This window comes from Methylobacterium sp. UNC300MFChir4.1 (genome assembly GCF_900110155.1).
Lineage (GTDB): Bacteria > Pseudomonadota > Alphaproteobacteria > Rhizobiales > Beijerinckiaceae > Methylobacterium.
Map to the genome: position 1 here is coordinate 51,178 of NZ_FOCS01000025.1, position 20,273 is coordinate 71,450.

Genomic DNA, 20,273 nt, shown 5'->3' on the forward strand with positions numbered 1-20,273 from the left:
CCGCTCAGTGCGAAAAACATGGGAAGTATCATGGCCCATATTGGCCGCGACGGTCCCAAAATGAGCCATCTTTGAGCTTCTATGCCATAAGAAACTATCACCGTGTGCCACAACACTATCATTGCGGCGAGACCAATTCGCATATAATCGAAGCCGGACGGCCGCCCTTTCGTCAGGAAGAGGCGTTCACTCAGAGTCATCGTTTCCGTCCCTCCCGGAAGCCGGGATTGATATCTTAATCCGGATCGTACCTCCGAATGGGAAATTTGGATATTATAAAGAAGATTACGCTATTGAACGTATCACCATATCCGAATGGCTAACATGTGTGGGCTTAGAGAAGGCTTGATGCCCAAATTCCTCGACAGCCATCGATATTGCAGAGCGTGCCAGGATCCACTGCCGTGCGCGCGCCTCGCTCGCTGCACGCGCTGGCTCGGTCGGAGGCCTATGGCTAACAATCGGCTATGCGCGCCTGAGCTGGAGTCGGCGGCACGTGGTCGGTGATACGACCGCTCACGCGTCAATCACCAGCAGATTGCTCACCTGCGTCGTGTCCCGCTGCGTACGAATCGACAACTTGGTGTTCCAGCCGTGCCGACTCACCCGCCCCGCGCGCCGGCACCATTTAAGCAGGGTTTGGTCGGGCCGAGGCCGATGGAGGTCGGGACCCCGGTCCAGGCCCGCACCGTGGCGTGCGGGTGTTGCGCGCGCTCGACCTTCGAGCCCAGTGCCGCGTCCGACAGGTCGGGAAGCTCTCGTCGACCGGGTCGATCCCCATCTGCGCAGGCAGGGTTGGTCCGACCCAACGTATCCCCGTCGAGGGTGAAGTTCGTTGAGGGCGCCGCTCGCGCGAGCAGCAGGGGCTGTTGCCGTGGATCAGCGCCACGGCGCGGCCGCCGCCGATCCGGTCGGGGTGGCCTGGCCTCCGAGGGAGGGCTCGCCCGGACCGGCGGGCCGCCAGGTCAGCCCAGGCATCGTCCGGTACTCCGCGCGTTCGTATAGAAGCGTAGAAGGCCTCCGATGATCGCATCAACGCGAAGCCCGTTCGCCGTTGGATGCGCGCGAAATGCCGTATCGCTCACATATTCCCTGCCCGTCATTCCGTTCACCGCCATGCGTATGCCGAGCGGTTGCCAATGTGTCAGAAGCGATGGCGATTTCCGGTGCGGATCCCGCTAGACCTCGAACCAGAAGCCGGCACCCTCGTCGCACATGCCCTCAAGATGCCTGTACTTGATCGGAGCGATAATGTCGGACGCAGGCTTATAGTAAAACATCATGGCGAGAATGTATTGCTCGTTCCAAAAAAGCCTGTCGCAGTCTCAAGATACTCATATGGCAGATGGATGTCGTGCACATGCATGATCACGCCCGGTCGGAGAAGCGGGTAGATTCGCAGGAAGAAATGCGTCGTGTCGCTGCCATGGAACAGGAGATGGCTGCCATCCAGCATCAGCACATCGCCACCCTTCAGCGATTGAAAGTAGGACGGGTCAACATCGAGGAGGCCGTTAGAAATCCACTTATCCGCAATGTCGCGGACGCTTGAGCGCGGATTGGGGTTGATGCACTCGATCTTGGTGTCGAGCTTGTACTTGCCGATTGCGCGGCGAGCGAATTTCGTACTGTTGCCGCTTCCGACCTCGACATACTGGGCTGGCCTGCGTGTGGCGAGGACAGTCGTCAGGGCCAATGCGTCGCCGTAGCTGAAGTAGCCGTTCGGCAGGAGCGGTGTCCGGCCGTCGAGGTCGCGGTCAGCGACGTCCGAGAAATCGGCGAATTGCTTCATGTCGTCGGCGAACGTTCTGAAGTGCCGGCTCTTGCGCTCCATGCGTTCGCGCAGCCAGGAATATGGCGTTCGATTCAACTCAGTTTTGACAACGTAGTCGCCGTCGAGAGGGAAGCTAGGCCCGGATTTCGATATCCGGGCATGAGCACTCGTCCATTGGTGTAATACGGCACCAATGTATGGGCGCCCTGGAACATTTCGAGCGTTGGATGTGAAATATTATCAATAGTTTCGTTGGTCGGCACAGGCGTACCGGTTCAGACCCGCCGCCACCGCGTGGGGGGCGTTGAGAACGGAAGGTGGCGGGGCGCGCGAGACAGATACTCGGTTCGCAGAAACGGCGTACAAGCGCCGCTCAATCCGAGCCGCGCCAGGATCTGCGCGGCCGGCCCTCAATGGCCCGAGCGGCGGATCAGGCTCTTGAGGCGCTGGTCGGCGGTGTCGAGGCGGTCAGCGATGCCGCGCCGGATGCATTTGCCGACGGAATCGCCGGCGTAGAACCCGACCGTCTGGTCCTGGTTGCGGCAGGACTGGACCGGCGGCCACGCCACCACCCCTGCCACGACCAGCAGCACGACCAGGCAGTCGACGACGAGCCAGCCCTTCCAGCCGAGCCGGAAGCCGCGCCGCCGCTCGGGCGCCCGGTTCCGGCGCGGGGTGCGGTGCGCGCCGTCCGGGCCGACCCGCGCCATGCGAGCGCGGAACTGGGCCTCCTCGAGGGCGTCGGAGGCGCGGCCGGACGAGGCCGGGAGGAGCGGGCGGGTGGACATGGCGGCCTCGCGGAGGTCGGTTCGGAGCGGATCGGCGGAGCGCGGAAGGGCCTTGAGCGGGCGCTCAGTCGATGAGCCGCTTCAGGAGCGCGAGGTTGTCCTGGATCGACAGGACGTTGCCGAGCATCTCGGTACGGGCGCAGGCCCCGGCCCCGACAAGACCGAGCCAGCCCGCCGCCGGGCGGGCGCTGCAATCCGCGAAGCTGCCGTACAGGAACAGCCCGGCCGGCACCGCGAGGAGGGCGAGCTTCGTCGGCGAGAAAAGCCGGCCGACGACGCCTCTGCGCGGCCGCCGCGCGTCGCGGTCGTCGTCCCAGTCCCTGTCGTCCGGCTCCCAGCCGTAGCGGTCCGCCTGGTACGCCGCCGCGTCGATGTCCCGGTCCCGGCGATACATGGCGTTCCGTGCTCGGTCTGATCAGTCGGACCGAAGATGCCACGCTTTCGTGAAGCTCAACCTAAGAGCAATGTTTAAGTTCTTCTGAACCGGTCTCGCCCGGCTCAGGCGGCGAGCGCCCGCCTCACCGTGGCGCGCAGATCTGCCAGGGAGAAGGGCTTGGTCAGCACGTCGGTGACGATGGCGTCGAGCCCGCGCGCGCGCTCGCGCTGATCGGCGAAGCCGGTCATCAGCAGGATGGTCAGGTCGGGGAAGTCGCGCTTGGCGGCGAGGGCCAGCGCGATGCCGTCCATGAGCGGCATGCGGATGTCGGTGAGCATCAGGTCGAAGCCGCCGTCGGCCTCGTTGAGGCGGTCGAGCCCGTCGCTGCCGTCGTTGGCCGTGACGACCGCGTGCCCGTCGATCTCGAGCCCCCGCTTCAGGAAGCCCCGGACGGTCTCTTCGTCATCCACCAGGAGGATGCGCGCCATGTGGTCCCGTAACCGTCCCCGAAATCCGCGCGCGCCGCGTCGCGACGCCGCGCGCGCCCAAATACCGACAGACGCAGACGAATTCTCCGTCTGTCAAGTCGTCGCAGGCTGAATTGTCCCGCGGGTCGCGGCCCGCGGCGAAAATGCCGCGCCGCGGGCATGGTCAGGCGTCGAACAGGTCCGGGGCGCCGTCCCCGTAATCGACCACGCCCACGAAGGGCAGCTGGCGGAAGGCGTGGGCGGCATCCATCCCGTAGCCGACGACGAACACGTCGGGGCAGGTGAAGCCGACGAAATCCGCGTCGATCGTCACGGCGCGCTTGCCGGGCTTCTCCAGCAGCACCGCGGTGAGGACGCGCCGGGCGCCGCGGGCCATCAGCAGGTCCTTGGCGAAGACGACGGTCCGGCCCGATTCCAGGATGTCGTCCACGAGCAGCACGTCCCGCCCGCGCACCTCGCTCTGTACGTCGCGCAGGATCTCGACCTGCCCGCTGGAGACCGTCCCGGTGCGGTAGCTCGACAGGTGCACGAACTCGACCTGCGGGGCGAGACCCACCCGGTGCAGCGACCGGAGCAGGTCGGCCGCGAACATGAAGCTGCCCTTGAGCACCGCCACGACGAGGAGGTTCTCGGGCCGCGCGGCGAGGATCTCGCGGGCGAGCTCGTCGTTGCGCTTGGCGATGGCCGCCTCGTCGAACAGGGTGCGGACGCGCCGTTCAGGGATGCTCATCTCTCGTGTCCCGAAGCCCGTTGGCGCGGCGGCGCCCGCCGCCACGCTCGGGAACGGTCTTAGCGTCCCGGGCGCGCGCGGGGAACTCCGGATCCGCCAGATGGTCCAGCGCCGTCGACGCGGGTCAGCCTTCGGCCGCCTGCCGGAACGGTCGGAGCAAGCGGGTGAGCCCGCGCCGGCGCGCCGGCCGGGCCGGTCGCCGCGCCGCGGCCAGGTCCGGCCCCGCATAGGTCCCGTCGGCGTCGTCCCCGTCGACCGCGTCGTCGTCCGGGTCGTCCGGTTCGACGTGCCGGACCTGCTCGAGGACGTCCGTCACGATGCGCGGGATGGGCCGCGCGTGCTCTTCCAGGAGCAGCGAGGCTGTCCAGAGGCGACTCGCGTTCGCGAGGGGCAGCTTCCCCTGTGTCAGGCGCTCCATCAGCATCCGGTCGGCGAGCGAGGCCGCGAGGTCGCTCACGATCTCGAGCTGATCCTGCTGTGTCGTGCTCTTCATGGCAGTCTTCACGCTAACGAAAATAGTCTTCTCCCAAACGGGACGGTATGCGAGCAAATTTGGCGATTCTATAACGTGCATGAGCATTGGAGCGGCCGCCTGTGTACAGGCCGGCTCCGGCGCGAGGATCGGTCCCGTCAATTCCGATCGGGGCGGGGTGAGGGTTCGGGCTGGCCCTGATACGGCGCGGTGCCATCCGCGCACAAGCAAAAGGGGCTGGCGATCCGCCAACCCCTCGCGCTGTCGAGCTGAATGGATGGTACCACCGCCCCGGCTCGAACGGGGGACCCCCAGATCCACAATCTGCGAGCGCGTGCATCCAGGAGCCGCCAGAATGGGTATAAACCACTGATTTTATGCGGGAACCTCAAGTCTGAGGTAGCCAGAGGCGTTCAGAAAATGCCAGGAATGTCGGACGCCTGCTTCCTGCCTGCTTCCTGGAGATGGTCCTGTGCGGTTCACCAAAACGTCAATCGAGACGTTGGCCCTACCAGTCGGCAAAAGTGAGCTTTACGCCTGGGACGACACGCTGAAGGGCTTCGGCGTGAAGCTGAACGCGGGTGGCTCACGCAACTACCTAATCCAGTACCGCGCCAGGGATGGACGCACGCGCAGGGTGGTCGTTGGCAAAGTGGGCACGCTCACGCTTGATGAAGCGCGGAAGCGCGCTCGGGATCTTCTGAGCGGCGTTCAGGTCGGCATCGACCCTCATGCCGAGAAGGCAGCCGCCAAGGTGCGAGCGGCGGTGACACTCGGCATTGTCGCCGAGGCGTACCTGAAGCAGGCCGAGAGCCGGCTCCGATCACGATCTTTTGAGCAGGTCGAACGGCATCTCAAGCGAGACTGGCAGCCTCTCACGAGCATGCCAGTAAACGAGATCAAGCGGGCGAACGTGGCCACCCAACTTAATCTGATCGCTGTCGACGGCCACCGGGTCAAAGCTGCTCGTGCTCGTTCCGCGCTTTCAGCCATGTTCACTTGGGCGATGGGAGAGGGGCTCGCAGATAGCAACCCAGTCGTAGGTACCAACAAGCCGGCCGACGAGAAGGCGCGAGACCGCGTGCTGAACGAGAAGGAGTTGCGTGCCATCTGGCTAGCCTGCCGGGACGATACCTACGGCCGGATCGTGCGGCTCCTCCTGCTCACGGGTCAGCGCCGTGACGAGGTCGGCTCGATGAGGGAGACCGAGCTGGACTTGGCCGCGGCTGTTTGGACCATTCCGGCTGAGCGAACGAAGAATGGTCTCGTCCATGAGGTGCCCCTATCCCGTCCTGCGCTGGACATCCTGGGGGCACACCCGCGGACCGAGGGCCGCAGCCTCCTATTCGGTTATGGTGTTGGAGCATTCAGCGGGTGGTCGAACTCGAAGGAGCGCATGGATAAGCGGATCGCCGCGTCTGGACTGGCGATGGCACCTTGGCGGCTTCACGATCTCCGAAGGACGGCAGCCACCGGCATGGCCAGCATCGGCGTTCTGCCACATGTCGTGGAAGCCGTCCTAAACCACATCTCGGGTTCAAAAGCAGGTGTCGCCGGCATCTACAATCGGGCGACCTATGCTCGTGAAAAGCGAGAAGCCCTTGACCTCTGGGCCGCACACGTCCTCGCACTCTCATCACTTGAATAAGCGACCGAGGATCATTTTACGGTGGAGTTCACTAGGCTGCCTCAGAGAGGCCTAAACGGGGTCTTCAAGGGCATGCATCCACCAGGGCGTCGACCTGATCGTGCTCTCGGTTCAGCACCTGCTGGACGGTGTCGATACGACCTTCTCGATGGCGGCTGAATGAGGCTCGTTATCAAAGGTAGGGCAATCTGCCTTATCACCTAAAGATTATTTGAGCCACTTGCTTATAAGCTGAATTGCGGCTGGCACAATAAGTCCTGATGCAGTTATGCCAGCCGTTATCGCAGGTAGCCATTTTTCAATCGTATTCTTGTCTTGTTTAGCGCCAGAAAATCTCCTTAGCCCGCCGAACACACTTTCGGCTGCCCTTTTTACAATGGATGGCTTCGCTGCTTGAACACGGAAGCGATCAGCTGATAGACCGCCGATCATAAAAGTTTGTGCAACAACGAGCATAAAGTAGATCGCATTCGATAAAGATTGCTTGAAGTATTTGCTTACATCGACAATAGTACCCATTCCGTAAAGATACAAACTACCCAAAAGACCGGAAAATCCTGATATTATTAAGCCATACGCAAGGTATGTACTCCAATTGGTGCCTGGACGGTATGAGGCTATCCAGATCCCGCTTGCGCCCGCAACTATCATTGCCAGCGGAAGCCATTGATATTGCTGGACCTTACCGGGGTATATTAAATTTAGAACAGCAAGTATGGCAACTATAATTAGAATTGCTGCTGCGCATATATAGAAAACTGCGTCATCGTCGGGATCGTAATTTTTTTTGCTTGAGCCAAACATCTCAGACCTCAAGGTGCTGGGACTGCGCGCTTAATCATTGCCAGCGGCCATTCACAAGAGGCTGAGCTATCAATTTCCCTTTTTGTCGCGGATAGTAGGCAGAAAGCAATCTATTTGATCACCGAGAGTTCGGGAAACGGTCGCACCGTGATCCCGGGCTGCCGGCAGGGCAGGTTGGTGACCCCGCCCAGGCCACGGATGCTAGGCGGCAGAAGGGGCTATCGAGAGGGTACACGGCCACCACTCTGCCATGCCACGCCGCAAATGGAGTGAAGGACCTGATCTCCGGCCAGAGCATCTCCTTCGAGTTGCGCTCCCTGTCGGACAGCCCGGACCGGTTGATCCCCGAGCACATGTTCCTGCCTAGCAAGGACCTCCTGTTCGTGTCGCTGTAAAAACCGAATGACTAAATCTTCGTGTTTTGAATGGCGGCGTATTTCTGTGGGTCGCTGACTTCGCCTACCAGAAATTTTACCCAAGCATCGGAATATGTGTAATCCTTGTGAGCCGTATTATACCAACAGTAGCGCTTGTCGGTGCCCCCAGGCTTGGATGAATTACCCCGTGGGCGAACTTTATATAAATTCCATGCCCTGGTGTGATCTGCGGAATTGAACTTTTTACCGCTGGCTTTCGCAACCTGCGAAATTACTGCACCGGGCTTGTGGGGGAACAGTTCATCGGCAGGCACCTTCTTCGATAGTACATTATGTATTTCCTTGCCCTCGGCGGTCTCAGGGCTTACAAATTGGAAATGAGAGCTGCCCTTCGACGCCGAACTGAAGGTATAGATGACCTTGAACTGGAACTCGGTGTTATTAATTTGCTCCTGAGACATTCCCTCAGTAATCAATGCGTCGATGGCTGCTATATCGGCCGGAACATCGTACTTGTTAAGTTCTTTTGCTTGCTCAATGCTTAGTTTCGCAAATTGTAGAGCTAAGGATAAATCCTTTGATAAAGTAAGATCGGCTCCAAAAAGCTGACATAACATCTTATCGAAATTCAAACAACATGCCTGGTAGAGGGTGCTCCATCTTAGATCCGCTCGGCCTAGTAGTAGATGCTCAACCTTGTCTCGGATAATTTTGACGCCTTTGAGATTGAGCTTGATCTCTTCACTAAGTGGACAATCGGAACGTTTCAGCATATCAGAGAGCGATATGCTGTTCGCACCATTCATTATCGAAATGCCCTTCCTAATGTAATACTCATGAAGCAAATATGTCCATGCAATATTGGCCAAAACAGAGTAAACTTCAGCCTTGAATTTAAGCGCTGGGCTGTTGAAAATCTGAACTGCAAGTATCATCGCTTCGCGCGCACGGACTAGACGTTCGTTATCGTACTGGTTGAGACCAGTAGCAACGTCGTACGAACGCTTCCTGAGCTGGTAGAATGCAACCTCGTCATCTGAGGCAGCTGTCTGCGATGCGTCCTTTTTGATCCCGGTGATACGGCCGCTGTTGACGGTATTGGGTCTGAAGTGATTGATCAGGGCATGAATGTCTTGGTTACGCCAGCCTTTGTTCAACAATGCCTTGACAATACGCTTCTCTTGCGCGGTGAGCGATGCGTTCTGACCACTTTTAGCCAACAGCTTCCCCACAACCGCACCCGCAACAACCTTGGGTAGGCTATCAAACCTCCTCGCGAGCCGCCAAGCTCATTCGTCGCTTCACTCACCGTCTTCTTGCTACCCACCCGTTAGCCGATCGGTACGAAACGTACCATGTTGCTGGCCTGCTCCGCACGGTCGCCCAGCGCACAAGCGGATCTGGCTATGAGGTCGGAGCTTCATCAAAGCCCTCGATGTATCGAGCCCACAACTCCAAGGCTTCACGCTTCTCCACGTCATACAGATGTCGGTTATAGATGCCCGCCACACCCGCCTTGGTGCCGGACACGTGGTTGAGCACGGCCTCGATCACGTAAGGTGGAACACGCATTCGGGCCAACTGAGTGGCGCAGGTGCGGCGCAGGTCGTGTAGCCGCCACGGGGTCGCGAACGGGCAGCGTTCATCGAGCGCGGCCTTCGCCTTTGAGAAGCCCGAGAAGCCGTTGTTGTCCCACACGCCGAAGACATGACGTCGGCCGCTGAGCCTTCGGTCGTCACGCTGCCGCAGAATTTTGAGTGCGAGTGGCGGGAGGGGAACCTCATGAGGCAACCCGTTTTTTGTGCGTTCGCCGGGAAGCGACCAGGTCGCGTCGACAAAGTCGATCTCCTCCCACCGCATTCTAGCGATCTCGTCACGCCGTTGGCCGAGGAGGATCAAGAGGCGAACTATTAGACTAAAGTCATCATTTCCGGCGCAGGCACACCACACAGCCTTCAGTTCATCCCCTTTCAGCACGCGATCGCGTCGCACCTGCCGCCCACGTTTCTCGGTGCCCGCGACGGGGTTCTTTTCGGCCAGACCGCTTGCGATGGCCCAACTGTAAAATTTTGATAGGGCTGCCCGAGCCTGATTGGCTGCCGATATGCCGCGCACCGTCAGAAGCCAAGCTTTCACTTCTGCGCGGGTCAATTCTTGCAGCGGCCTCGGATGCAATGGCTCTAGACGAACTTCAAGGTATCGCTTCAAATCATTCAGATAGCTTTCGCTAAGCTGCTCAGCGCGCTCGGCTAGATATCCTGGAATTAGCGAGCCAATCGTCACGACTGCGGAAGCCTCCTTGCATTCGGCACGTGGCTCAAGCGCAAGCCGGGCGCGCGTAAGCATCTCGGCTCCGGCCTTGCGGGCGTCGGCGGCGGACAGGAGCCCAACCTTGCCGATCGTCTCGCGTTTCGTCTGACCGGCGAGGTTCCGGTACTGAATAATCCAGACCCGTGTCCTAGCGCCGATACGCGCCCCGAAGCCTGGGACTTCGTCGTCGAACACGTAGAGCTGCGGCCGGCCTTTCGGCCGAGTAAGGGCGAGGACGGACTGGTCAGTCAGTTGCATGTGTAGGAGCCGGAAATCAGAATTTGAGATGTAAATGCGAACACTTGTGATGCCAATGGCGCCATCAAGTATTTCGCCCATATCGTGGAGTGGCACACTTCATAGAAGCAGAAACGGCAACGCATTGGCGATAAGCGCGGCAACTATTATTGGCCGGGATATCAGTGCGCGATTTTTCGAGCGCGCGGAAGTCTTGATCTACAAAAACGTTTGGCTAGATGGGCCTTTGAAGGGCAGAGGGCCAAAGTACGTTTCGTACAAACTGGATCAAAACGACGCTGAAAGAGCCAATAATTTTTCCGATTTGCGTGGGATCTACAGTTCGATCTTTATCGCAGATCGTTTTAATGCCGAATATATTTCAAGGATTGACCGAGAGATGTGTCCCCGAATTTGATGGTTTCTGACCCATCTTGATCTTGCATGAGCGCTCGTAGCGCCCTATCTCGGCAGCAGTTCAAATTCCAATCATCAGCACCTAATCACATTTTGGGCTCGCATGCTGGGTGCGGGTCAGATTAGAGGCCCACAGGCGACACGCTTAGCGTGAAACGCGGGCCGATACCCAGTTTCCTTGAGAACTGGAGATCGTCATGCACGGCATGACCGCGGGCGACGTGCGCGCGCCCGTAACCCTGCAACTGCACCCGGTCGTCTTGAGCTTCCGCAGCGCGTGCGAGACGGCGAATTTGTCTGTCTCCACCATGCGGCGCTTGATCGCGACCGGCCGCGGACCCCGCGTCATCAAGTTGAGCGACCGGCGCATCGGCATGCGGCGCGCCGATCTCGAAGCGTGGCTGGCAGGTCGTTAGGTAATCTTCAGATAGAACCTTGGCAAAGATGTCCGTGTATCTGTTCTTATAATCGAGGATGCGGCTCATGTCAGCGAAGAGGAATATTCCCGTATGCATCGGTGAGGTGACTGAAATGACCCGGTTCGGTCCGGTCACCATGCCCATGGCCTTGGTTATCCAGCGACATCTATCTCGTAAGGGCGAGGAGATGTGGAGGATCGCTTGCCCACGTTGTGGGTGCATCCACGAGCACGGAGCCGGCGAAGGTGGACGCGGCCTCCACTGCGGAGCCGCAATCAAGGATCGTGGTGACTACTACATCATCGGTGGCAATGGTCTGACGTTGCTTCCCGATTGCATGCAGGCCGATGCCGATCTGCGTAAGCGAGGGTGGTAGTGTCTTATAAAAGCGGCCAGATCTCCGCCAGAGATCTGAGCCGCTTTTGTTTTTTGTGGAATACAAGGATTGTGTCAATGAACATGCTATCTCAAGAGGCGTTTGACAACGTCGACATCCCAGAATTCGATGTGGCTTCTGTGCGAAAGCATGCGCTCCGCTACGGTTTAGCCGGATTGCGTGTAATTCCGATCCCCCTCGGCATGAAGGGCCCGAGAGTGAAAGACTGGCAGCGCAAAGCCAGTTCGAATGCGGACACCATCTCGGATTTCTTCCCCGAAGGCTACCGGCAGAACATCGGCATCGTGCTCGGCGACGGGTTGGTCGCGTTCGACGTGGACGACCTGGAGGAGCTGGACCGGCTCATCGCCAAGCACGGTCAGATGCCCCGGACGCCAACGCAGCGCACCGGCTCGGGCAAGCTCCACTACTTGTTCCGGGTGAGCGGCGGCGTGAAGCTCAAGAACCGGACCGGCTTCCTGCCCGGCCTCGACCTCAAGTCCGACAGCGGCCAGATCGTCGTGGAGCCAAGCGTCCACCCCAACGGCAATACATACCAGTGGCTACCGGGCCTCGCACCTGGCGACCTCGAGATCGCCGAGATGCCCGGCTGGCTCCTGGACATCCTCCTCAAGCCCGAGCCGAAGCCGCCGGGTGGCGGCAAGGGCTGCGTGAAGGAGGGCGGCCGGAACGTGGCTCTCACCCGCGAGGCGGGGCGCCTGCGCGCCCGCGGTGCAGAGGAGGATGAGGTCCGCACGGCCCTCATCGCCCGGAACAGCACCTTCCTGCCACCGCTCGACCTCTCCGAGGTGAATACGGTCGTTGCGTCGGCCATGAAGTGGGAGCCCGGCGTCCTGCGCTACATCGCCAACGACCACGGCCTAGCTACCCGGTTCGTGGACGAGCTGGGCGATGACCTGCGCTTCGTGGCCGACGAGAACCAGTGGCTCATCTGGAACGGCAACATTTGGGAGCGCGACGAGACGGGCCGGATAGTGCAGCTCTTCCTGGAGATGGCTCAGGCCATGCTGGCGGAGGCCGAGGCCATCCGGGCGGCAGAGGATGACAAGAAGGCAACTAAGGCCAAGGAGAAGGCCCTCGGCTGGGCCAAGCAGGCGGGCGAGAACAAGCGGATCAACTCAGCGCTGAAGGTGGCCCAGACCGACCCGCGGATCGTCGTCACACTCGCGCAGCTTGACAACTTCCCTGGCTACCTGCCGGTCGCTAACGGCATCGTGGAGCTGTCGAGCGGCGAGCTGCTGCCGACCGCCAAGGAGAAGCTGGCGACCCACGCCTCCCCCTACGCCTACACTGCGGGGAAAGCGTGCCCGTCCTGGAAGGCGGTAATTGCGCGGGCGCTCCCTGGTGAGCTGAGCCCGTTCTTCCAGCGGGTGCTAGGCTACAGCCTAATGGGCAACCCGTGCGAGCAGCGGTTCTTCATGCTGCGGGGCGAAGGTGCGGACAGCAAGTCCACTGTCGCCCGGGTGATGTCCGGGCTGCTGGGCTCGCTCCTCATCCGTCCCGCGGGTGAGACCTTCCTGGCCGGCGACGCCGAGATCACCAGCAACGCGCCGCGGGCCGACCTGATGGCCTTCCGTGGCGCCCGCGTTGTCTTCGCCCCCGAGCCGGACAGCCGACGCAAACTCGACAAGGAGCTGATCAAGCGCCTCACCGGCCAGGACGGCATCCAGGCTCGCGCGCCCTACGGTCGTGCCATGGTGGAGTTCGAGATGACTGGGGTGGTGCTGATGCTGGCCAACCATCTGCCGGCCTGTGACGAGGCCGACGAGGCCGTGTGGCGCCGTCTCACCCTCATCCCATTCGATAACACCGTGCCCGAGGTCGAGCGTGACGTGATGCTGGTGGAGAAGCTGCTGGCGAACGAGGCGGAGGGTATCCTGGCGTGGCTGATCGAGGGCGCGCAGGCTTACAGTCGCGACGGTCTCCAAGTGCCGGAGTTGGTGCGCCAGCGGACGGCCGACTGGCGGCGCTCTGCTGGCCGGATTGAGCGGTTCGTGGATGAGAACTGCGTCCGCGAGGGCTCGGCCCTGCTGAAAGACCTCCACCAAGCTTACCAGTGGACGTGCCGGCACGAGCAGATCCATCCACTCGGGCTCGACAAGTTCAGCGCACGCCTCAAGCAGCTCGGCTTCACCATCGAGGTGGCGCAGGCGGGCGAGACAGTGATCGGTCTGCGGTCACGGTACTAACTACTAGTAGAGGAGGGGAGGGGGTAACTTTCATTTCCTCAAATGTATTTTTCTTTTATTTCCAGAGGAAAGTTACCCCCTCCCCTCCTCTACTAGCACTTTTGGAACTTGTGCCGCCCAGCCTGCGTACATCGATGGTGGAGGCCGGGCGGTGTTTTAAGGGTAAGCCCAATGAACCGTGATCCGACCCCGCTGACCGAGCCTACGGTTATTATGAGGAAGCTGACGACGCCCTTCAGGGGGCTCCCGCCGGCCTCCGAGGTGGCCTTTCCGGGCGTGTTCGCCTGGTCGGTAGTCTCCTCCGCCACCGTCACAACCGCCCTTAGGGTTGATCCCGGAAGCTGGAACGTGTGGCGCAACCGCCGTCTCACACCGGCTCCGCTACCGTCAGCTTGGTTCCGGCGCGCGTCGGGCTCGCCCCTGATCTACCAAGTGTCCGATATCCTTATCTGGCTCGCGGCTCGGCGCGGGGAGCGGCTCGACACCCTCACCACCTGGCAGCTCAGCCTCCAGCGCGACTTCGACACCGAGACAGATGACCCGGGTCAGGTGCGGAAGTGGGCGCACCTCTACGCTCAGGCCGTCGGCCCGCGCGTCCCTGGTGGTGGGACCTTCACGCCGGTCGGGTTTCAGGCATACCTCGCCTCCCTGTTATCATCCAAGTAAAACTCAAAAATTTCAGAATAATAATTGGCGCATAGTGTTTTATTGGTCTCAAATTTTTCTGAGTAAAATGGGGTACGTATCCCTGACACTTTGTCGTCAAGTGTTTTGTCTGAATTTCATACAGTCTATTAGGTTGCTTCGCTTCCGACCATGTTCCATCCTCCGGCGGCGCCGCAGCGCAGCGCAGCGGGGCGAGGGGGACGTAATGAGCAAGCCGGCCGGGATTGGGTCGTGTGACAGGACCATGGGTTTTCATGGTCCTGTCACATCCAGTCCGAAACTCTTGGTAGCCTACCTACGGGTGAGCACCGACAAGCAGGAGCGGAGCGGCCTTGGGATCGAGGCGCAGCGCGCCGCCATCGCGGCCTTCGCCGATGCCAACGGCTTTGCCTTGGTGGCCGAGCACGAGGAGCACGAGACCGGCAAGGGCAGTGACGCTTTGGATCGGCGCCCCGAGCTGGCAGCGGCCCTCGCCGCGGCGCGCCGACTTCGGTGCTCGGTCGTCGTCGCCAAGCTCGATCGGCTGTCCCGAGACGTCGCGTTCATCGCCGGCCTCATGGCACAGCGTGTGCCGTTCCTAGTGGCCGAGCTGGGCGAGGTTGTCGACCCCGCTGTGCTGCACCTGTATGCCGCCCTGACCGAGAAGGAGCGGGCTTTGATCGCTGCGCGCACCCGGGCCGCTATGGCGGGTTTGAAGGCGCCCGGTGTGCTGCTCGGAAACCGCACCAATCTCGCCCAGGCGAGCGCAAAGGGAGCGAGCGCAAACCGGGCCGAGGCCGAGGCGTTCGCGGCCAACGTGCGGCCGGTGATCGAGGCCATCCGTTCGGCTGGCGCCGGCTCCCATCGAGCTATTGCCGCGGGCTTAAGCGCTAGGCGAATTGAGACGGTGCGGGGTGGCCAGTGGAGCGCTGTGCAGGTCGGCCGGATTTTATCTCACGCTGCGAGTGGCTACTCCTGACCGATTGCAGCCCCTGAAAAGGCCCGCCTTCAGGATGTCGATGAGGCAGAGGTTGACAACCGGGTAGAGTGATTTTCTGCCCGCTTCCTTCCGGGCGGCGGATACGTGAAAGCGAACGTGCCCGGGCGACCGATCACCACCCATCCTGAACGCTCGGGACGTCCGCCTGCGGGCATATCGATCAAGCATCAGAAGCCTCCGATCAAAGGTCAATCATGAAGTCGGTGCGGGCACTTTCGATCAAGAAAGAAGCCGTCGAAAACCATGCCGTCCAGTCACATTCTAATTAATGAGCCGATGGTAGATCATGTCGAGTTGCGTATGAACGCGCTCCCGACGCCTCTGCTGGACATCCTCAAGCATGCTGATGACCTCGGCATCGCCCAGCGGCAAGATAAAGCCGCGACCCTCGACGGCCGTATCCCGGCAGCGCGCAATTAGGCGGTCCCTATCTGTGGTGTTGCGGTAGACTAGAAACCCGAGCCGCCCCCGGTTGGGCGCAAAACGCCCTGCGAGCTGGTCGACTTCGGGATTGACCGGGTCTTTAGTGTAGTTCTTGCACTCGACTGGGATCTTATGCGCCACAACATTGCCCAGCGTCGCCATCCGATGGAAGAAGCCGCTATCGGCAGCGTTGGTGTAGAGGATATCGATCCTCTTCCGCCCTTCGTGGATTTCCGCTTCCTTTGCCGGCGCGGTGAGCTGCGGCCAGAATAGAAACTCCATGACGCCAATCATTAGGCTGTGATATGCCGAGGCATGTTCGTTGCCCGGTGGTATCCGCATCAAGCTCTCGATCAGAGCCTGCGCAAATGTGCCCTCGTTGTACTCAATGTCTCCGTTAAGGCGGGCTGCCTCGTTGCCGCGCTCGGCCTTCACCAGGTCTGTCATCAGCGCTTTGTAGGCTGTCAGCACTTCTGGGTTTGCGGCCGTGAATTCGGCCATCCACTCCTTAGTGCAGGGGTAGTTCTCCTTCAGGCTTTTCTTGGTGACCCGCAGGTTGCCGTTCTGGAGCATCTCGACGAGGGCTGACACCGAACTTAGATGCTCGGCCTGAAGGAATTCAAAGACGTGTTTGTTCAGGTAATCCTGGCTGTTGAGCGCTAGATGCCGGCGCACGAACATCTTTGGCACCAAAATAACCCTGCTTCCGCCATATCGCGGGAGCTGCCGGTATTGCTCGCGCCACATCCCACGCTCGTGATCAAAGATGGGGCCTGATGGTATACTAAGGGTCGGAATGCCGTGAAGCACGCATTGCTGTCCAGTGTAGTCGATGAGCAGATCTCGGATAATATTCGTCGTCATATCAGAAATTTTGTCAGGGCCAATGCCATCGATGAAGAGGTCGCACTCGCTGATGTCAGTTACTAAGCCGCTCTTCGCCGCGCCGCTGTTGGCAATTCTGCGATACAGATCGAATGCTTGCTTGCCGCTCACGCCGCGTCCCTGGGGCCGGTTGCGAGAGACGCCGAGGCGCGTCTCGTTTGGCTCGGAAAGGTTCCCGAGCATCCGAATGGCCTGCTCCTCGCGACCCTCGCGGATTGCTTGGATCGCGCTCTGGAAAAACCAGACAATGGCATCGCTGGCGCGGCGGCTCAGATCGTCGGGGTAAAGGGAAATGGCGAAGGGATCGACGTAGACCGAAAGGTCCGCCGTCAGATCGATGTCGACAAAATCCAACTCGGGCTGTGAGCGGCCGAGCGCAAAATGCTCAGAGAAGCGTGGCACAAGAAAAAGTTGTATCAGGTCGACGTAGGGTTGTCTCACCTGGCGCGTTGGCTATCCTCGGCAATCACCGCTGCGCCGTTGAGGGGTGAAGGCCGTCATGCTCCAGGATCGTCCGGCTTTTTGGGAGCTGCCAAGGCCGGCGAACCACCCTATGTGAAAGCTGCTGGATGACCGACCATTGCCCACTTCCGAGAGCCTTAACAGCCGTTCCTTCCGCCACCTTGGCCGATTGCAGGTCGTGTGCTTGTGGCCTTTATGCGATTGTCGTCTCTCGAGCGATAATCCATCACAGTGGACGTCTCCGCTTCACCATCCCTGCCCGGTGACTGTTCGGTCAACGCTGCTCTCAGGCTGCTTGCTACGGGGAGTGTTGCGACCAGATAGATCTGGTTGATTTCGGAACGGGTGTCCCAATCTAGAAAATATATACAGATATTTTGATAACGATACTGAACTAGTTCCGGGAAATATATCCTCGTAAAGCGCTTTCCAGTGTCAATCACGCTACACAGAGCAGCTATGAGTAAAATCACTGACTTTCCTATTGCTCTTATCCAAGCAATCAACGACTGGCAGATTGGCGGCGGTGCGAACAAGAAAGCTCGCAACGCGGCTGCATTAAAGCGAGAGGCTGTCGCTTTGCCCGATAGATTTCGAAAATGTGGAACGCCGTGTTATCGTCAGTTGGCTCTGGAGAAAGGGCATTTATACGAACTCAATGACACTCTCCAATTGCCGGAAACCTCGTCGGCTTGGACCGTAGCACTAGACGTTGCTCAACAGATCAAAGGTGGGGTTCCTCCAGAGGGCTGGCAAGGAATTATTTTTGGGCTGGTGCCACCGCGTGGATCTGTAATCGTCAACCTAGATCGACTTTACAGTGATGCCGCTTTCAGACGCGCAGTGGCTGAAGCGCAGCCGAAGATACATCGTTTCGGTGACGGTATTGGCAGATATCAAAATACACAGCGAGAGGTTGTGGTAGAAGTAAATTCCATTCATTTGAACCAAGTAATATCATTAGGGGGGTATTCCGGAACGCGCTTCGAGATTGCCAAGCTTTATTATGGACGAGATCCTAGTTTTCTGGATCTCCTCAATCTTGATGCTCTAGTGGTGAAGTCAGGTGTAGCTTTCGGTCCATCCTGGGTATCAGGTGCAGCTAAAGATAGATGCATTTCCAAGATACAATCGAAAGCACCCTTTTATCGTCTGATAAAACAGCTTCAAAATATTCCAGATCTGCGGCAGGATGATTTGGACGGTGATGATGGTTAGTCACGCTGACTGCCGGCTGGTCGTTCGGCCGTGAGCAATTTCACGCGCTGCGACGGATGCGGAATTACCGACCCGCTCCAAAGATTGGAGGACCATCTCAATGCCCCCAGTTGCCAAAATCTGGCAACTGGGAGAACAGGACTTGCAATCAATTTAAAAGGTCTTCAGCGGACGTTGATCGGCATCCTGACTGCGTCTGCCGTCGGCAGTTACTTAGGCGATCTCTGCGGTCGTGTTGGGGCGCAAGCCGAATGGCCGTTGGACTTGAAAAGACCCGCGCTTCACCGCTGGCCGAGCCAAAAGACCCAGCGTCCAGCCTAGTCTAGTTCGCGCCCGGATTTCTAAAAATGCAGCACGCCATATAAGACGTTCAATTTCTAATAGAATTACAGTATGGGTGGACAATTTGAACATTACCGGCTTCGCCGTTGCCACCCTCTCTAACTCGCTGAATATGGTCATAAGACATGGACTTTTGGGGGTCCATCAGCCCATTACATAATGGGCATTTGATCGCCGTGGCTATGGCATTTCGGATAAATACCATTGATTTGGTTTCGTCCGATATCGCTGAACCGGCGTCGCCCGCTTTGACATCAAAAATTCGAACGCTTAAGCCTATGTGTGTTATGGCGTCTTCCGGCGTAACGGGCTGGGAGCTACTAAATCTGTTGATTAGAAAATCGAATAGAGATTTGATTTTTGGTACCCGTTGCTTCTTGCTCAAATTTTGCAGTATGTTTGTAACAAGAGACTTGTTCGCAATCAGAAACTTTTCCAGCTCATTGCGCGCAGATGTGTATTTTTTAAAAAAATTGTGATCGTTGTTTTTGATTTTCTCTACAATGAGCGAGGTCATCCCAAGGAAGAGAAAGCGACTGTAGCGGCCTCGCTCATTGTAAAAGTAGACCGCCGGATGGAGCCCAAGGCTAGCGGGCGAATTACCAGTAATGCGCTCAATTATCCGGAATGCATCATTGAGTGCTTTAATCGTGACCGTTCCGTCGTGATCATCCTCATAAGAACCAATCGGTTTCGGAATTGCTGAACTCGACCCGGCAATCTCCAGAAAATCAATCAATAAAGAAAGTGCATCAATAGGGGCTACTGAGCCGCCGATTGGTATGTCCAGAGTTCTGACTGGTTTTTCTGCCTCTGGCTTGAATACGTAATTGTAAAATTTCCTTGCAATTAACTCAATCTCTGCCTTGTTTTCCTCTGAAAATGAAGACCAGTATTTGTGCCCTGAGCCAGATCTCAGAATTGCCCGCGCGCCGATAGCAATTGGCTTCTTTCGGTTTTTTATTAGCATTTCTTCTGTTTCGTCGAGCGGCGTTCCTTGTGAATTTATCTTGAAAAATGAGGTCTCTGCTGCGGCGGCGTTGCCTTGTATCCACTGCAGTGCAAGCGCACGTGTAAGGAGAACGGTGGCGCGCCGCCTGATGATCTCCGGTGCGCCTTCGGCTGCAGCGAGGTCGCGAAGCTTGGAAAAGCGACCCACTCGTTGCTCTATGAGGTTGCGCGCTCTAGTTGCGATCTTTCTCTGTTCATTGGGTATCTCACCCTTGTAGAAAGCAAGTGAAATTGGCCCATCACCGTAATCATCATTGACCCAGGCACGAAGAGCGCTGATCCGATGGCCGCCATCAATAACAAAGATGTAGGTCGGGGAATGCCAAAGTATCAGAGACGGTATGACCTCAGCATCAACGAAGCTGGCAATAAAAGTGGCAAGCTGCTCTGGGCTCCAGTGATTGGTTTCTCTCTGGAAATCCGGCTTTCTAATCAGGCGAATATAAGGTGAATTCTGATCCAGGTGCGAGATTGGAAAGTCGCCGAATAGATTTAACGAAACTTGATCGCTCTCGCGCGCAAAATCTTCGCGAGGGATCATCGCATCTAGCGTGACGCGTTGAGGCATGCAGAGGTACCCTTCGTTCGGACCCTTCCTATGCCTCAAAATTCAACAAGAGCGAAGGCCATTTTGGATAGTGTCAACGCACATGTTAGCCACGCCGGACGCAACGTTGCCGCTAGTGTTTCAAATCTGACAATCGGTATTCATCGCCCGTGATCGCCAGCCAGCCGAAGCCAGATGTTAGGTCAACGTCGTGCTGTGGCCCCGCGTGGGAGATAGGGTGCGATAACTTGGTCGACGGACTGAGGGCAGGCACTGCAGAACGTCCGCCCCGAACCTTTGCCGTCCTGAAGCAG

18 protein-coding genes are annotated in these 20,273 nt (G+C 58.7%); 7 read left to right on the top strand and 11 right to left on the bottom strand.

Going from position 1 to position 20,273, the window contains the following annotated elements:
- Window positions 1-1,279 precede the first annotated feature (1,279 nt).
- The 6 genes from BMY19_RS25135 to BMY19_RS25160 form a co-directional block, all read right to left on the bottom strand.
- Window positions 1,280-1,834, bottom strand: coding sequence for a class I SAM-dependent methyltransferase (locus tag BMY19_RS25135; RefSeq protein ID WP_100253287.1), 555 nt, complete (start codon window positions 1,832-1,834; stop codon window positions 1,280-1,282).
- A 350-nt stretch (window positions 1,835-2,184) separates the two neighbouring features.
- Window positions 2,185-2,562 (bottom strand): hypothetical protein, encoded by a 378-nt coding sequence (locus BMY19_RS25140; protein WP_020094390.1) that lies wholly within the window; start codon window positions 2,560-2,562, stop codon window positions 2,185-2,187.
- A 64-nt stretch (window positions 2,563-2,626) separates the two neighbouring features.
- Complete coding sequence (locus BMY19_RS25145; protein WP_020094391.1) at window positions 2,627-2,956, bottom strand: hypothetical protein; 330 nt, start codon at window positions 2,954-2,956, stop codon at window positions 2,627-2,629.
- 104 nt (window positions 2,957-3,060) lie between these two features.
- Window positions 3,061-3,426 (bottom strand): response regulator, encoded by a 366-nt coding sequence (locus BMY19_RS25150; protein ID WP_007567202.1) that lies wholly within the window; start codon window positions 3,424-3,426, stop codon window positions 3,061-3,063.
- Between the two features lie 163 nt (window positions 3,427-3,589).
- Complete coding sequence (gene hpt, locus BMY19_RS25155) at window positions 3,590-4,156, bottom strand: hypoxanthine phosphoribosyltransferase (RefSeq protein WP_020094392.1); 567 nt, start codon at window positions 4,154-4,156, stop codon at window positions 3,590-3,592.
- Between the two features lie 124 nt (window positions 4,157-4,280).
- Complete coding sequence (locus BMY19_RS25160) at window positions 4,281-4,649, bottom strand: hypothetical protein (RefSeq protein ID WP_056532229.1); 369 nt, start codon at window positions 4,647-4,649, stop codon at window positions 4,281-4,283.
- 451 nt (window positions 4,650-5,100) lie between these two features.
- Between BMY19_RS25160 and BMY19_RS25165 the strand changes: the two genes are divergently transcribed.
- Complete coding sequence (locus tag BMY19_RS25165; RefSeq protein ID WP_100253288.1) at window positions 5,101-6,276, top strand: tyrosine-type recombinase/integrase; 1,176 nt, start codon at window positions 5,101-5,103, stop codon at window positions 6,274-6,276.
- A gap of 207 nt (window positions 6,277-6,483) precedes the next feature.
- Here the strand turns inward: BMY19_RS25165 and BMY19_RS30615 are convergent, their stop codons facing one another.
- A complete protein-coding gene (locus BMY19_RS30615) occupies window positions 6,484-7,080 on the bottom strand; it encodes a hypothetical protein (protein WP_139215694.1) in 597 nt (198 codons plus the stop codon).
- Window positions 7,081-7,349: 269 nt separating this feature from the next.
- Between BMY19_RS30615 and BMY19_RS31675 the strand changes: the two genes are divergently transcribed.
- A complete protein-coding gene (locus BMY19_RS31675) occupies window positions 7,350-7,475 on the top strand; it encodes a hypothetical protein (protein ID WP_280141644.1) in 126 nt (41 codons plus the stop codon).
- Between the two features lie 11 nt (window positions 7,476-7,486).
- Here the strand turns inward: BMY19_RS31675 and BMY19_RS25170 are convergent, their stop codons facing one another.
- Window positions 7,487-8,689: a DUF3644 domain-containing protein gene (locus BMY19_RS25170; protein ID WP_100253289.1), complete on the bottom strand. Its 1,203-nt coding sequence runs from the start codon at window positions 8,687-8,689 to the stop codon at window positions 7,487-7,489.
- Window positions 8,690-8,861: 172 nt separating this feature from the next.
- Complete coding sequence (locus BMY19_RS25175; protein ID WP_100253290.1) at window positions 8,862-10,025, bottom strand: tyrosine-type recombinase/integrase; 1,164 nt, start codon at window positions 10,023-10,025, stop codon at window positions 8,862-8,864.
- A gap of 704 nt (window positions 10,026-10,729) precedes the next feature.
- On the opposite strand from BMY19_RS25175, the gene BMY19_RS31465 reads away from it, so the two are divergent.
- The 4 genes from BMY19_RS31465 (at window position 10,730) to BMY19_RS25195 (ending at window position 15,050) form a co-directional block, all read left to right on the top strand.
- Window positions 10,730-10,837, top strand: coding sequence for a hypothetical protein (locus BMY19_RS31465; RefSeq protein ID WP_244535014.1), 108 nt, complete (start codon window positions 10,730-10,732; stop codon window positions 10,835-10,837).
- Between the two features lie 456 nt (window positions 10,838-11,293).
- Complete coding sequence (locus BMY19_RS25185) at window positions 11,294-13,426, top strand: phage/plasmid primase, P4 family (RefSeq protein ID WP_100253291.1); 2,133 nt, start codon at window positions 11,294-11,296, stop codon at window positions 13,424-13,426.
- A gap of 432 nt (window positions 13,427-13,858) precedes the next feature.
- Window positions 13,859-14,092 (top strand): hypothetical protein, encoded by a 234-nt coding sequence (locus BMY19_RS25190; protein WP_100253292.1) that lies wholly within the window; start codon window positions 13,859-13,861, stop codon window positions 14,090-14,092.
- Between the two features lie 244 nt (window positions 14,093-14,336).
- Window positions 14,337-15,050: a recombinase family protein gene (locus tag BMY19_RS25195; protein ID WP_244535012.1), complete on the top strand. Its 714-nt coding sequence runs from the start codon at window positions 14,337-14,339 to the stop codon at window positions 15,048-15,050.
- 282 nt (window positions 15,051-15,332) lie between these two features.
- On the opposite strand, the gene BMY19_RS25200 is transcribed toward BMY19_RS25195, so the two are convergent.
- Window positions 15,333-16,820 carry a hypothetical protein gene (locus BMY19_RS25200; RefSeq protein ID WP_100253294.1) on the bottom strand — a complete coding sequence of 496 codons (1,488 nt, stop codon included), beginning with the start codon at window positions 16,818-16,820 and terminating at the stop codon, window positions 15,333-15,335.
- A gap of 480 nt (window positions 16,821-17,300) precedes the next feature.
- Between BMY19_RS25200 and BMY19_RS30620 the strand changes: the two genes are divergently transcribed.
- Window positions 17,301-18,059 carry a hypothetical protein gene (locus BMY19_RS30620; protein WP_139215695.1) on the top strand — a complete coding sequence of 253 codons (759 nt, stop codon included), beginning with the start codon at window positions 17,301-17,303 and terminating at the stop codon, window positions 18,057-18,059.
- Between the two features lie 370 nt (window positions 18,060-18,429).
- On the opposite strand, the gene BMY19_RS25205 is transcribed toward BMY19_RS30620, so the two are convergent.
- Window positions 18,430-19,980 (bottom strand): HNH endonuclease family protein, encoded by a 1,551-nt coding sequence (locus BMY19_RS25205; protein WP_100253305.1) that lies wholly within the window; start codon window positions 19,978-19,980, stop codon window positions 18,430-18,432.
- Between the last annotated feature and the right edge of the window lie 293 nt (window positions 19,981-20,273).

What these genes read in the sequence shown, in the direction of transcription:
- BMY19_RS25135 (WP_100253287.1), bottom strand. Translation starts at nt 1,834, where the DNA reads ATGGAGCGCAAGAGCCGGCACTTCAGAACGTTCGCCGACGACATGAAG.
- BMY19_RS25140 (WP_020094390.1), bottom strand. Translation starts at nt 2,562, where the DNA reads ATGTCCACCCGCCCGCTCCTCCCGGCCTCGTCCGGCCGCGCCTCCGAC.
- BMY19_RS25145 (WP_020094391.1), bottom strand. Translation starts at nt 2,956, where the DNA reads ATGTATCGCCGGGACCGGGACATCGACGCGGCGGCGTACCAGGCGGAC.
- BMY19_RS25150 (WP_007567202.1), bottom strand. Translation starts at nt 3,426, where the DNA reads ATGGCGCGCATCCTCCTGGTGGATGACGAAGAGACCGTCCGGGGCTTC.
- hpt (WP_020094392.1), bottom strand. Translation starts at nt 4,156, where the DNA reads ATGAGCATCCCTGAACGGCGCGTCCGCACCCTGTTCGACGAGGCGGCC.
- BMY19_RS25160 (WP_056532229.1), bottom strand. Translation starts at nt 4,649, where the DNA reads ATGAAGAGCACGACACAGCAGGATCAGCTCGAGATCGTGAGCGACCTC.
- BMY19_RS30615 (WP_139215694.1), bottom strand. Translation starts at nt 7,080, where the DNA reads ATGTTTGGCTCAAGCAAAAAAAATTACGATCCCGACGATGACGCAGTT.
- BMY19_RS25175 (WP_100253290.1), bottom strand. Translation starts at nt 10,025, where the DNA reads ATGCAACTGACTGACCAGTCCGTCCTCGCCCTTACTCGGCCGAAAGGC.
- BMY19_RS31465 (WP_244535014.1), top strand. Translation starts at nt 10,730, where the DNA reads ATGCGGCGCTTGATCGCGACCGGCCGCGGACCCCGCGTCATCAAGTTG.
- BMY19_RS25185 (WP_100253291.1), top strand. Translation starts at nt 11,294, where the DNA reads ATGAACATGCTATCTCAAGAGGCGTTTGACAACGTCGACATCCCAGAA.
- BMY19_RS25195 (WP_244535012.1), top strand. Translation starts at nt 14,337, where the DNA reads ATGGGTTTTCATGGTCCTGTCACATCCAGTCCGAAACTCTTGGTAGCC.
- BMY19_RS30620 (WP_139215695.1), top strand. Translation starts at nt 17,301, where the DNA reads ATGAGTAAAATCACTGACTTTCCTATTGCTCTTATCCAAGCAATCAAC.
- BMY19_RS25205 (WP_100253305.1), bottom strand. Translation starts at nt 19,980, where the DNA reads ATGCCTCAACGCGTCACGCTAGATGCGATGATCCCTCGCGAAGATTTT.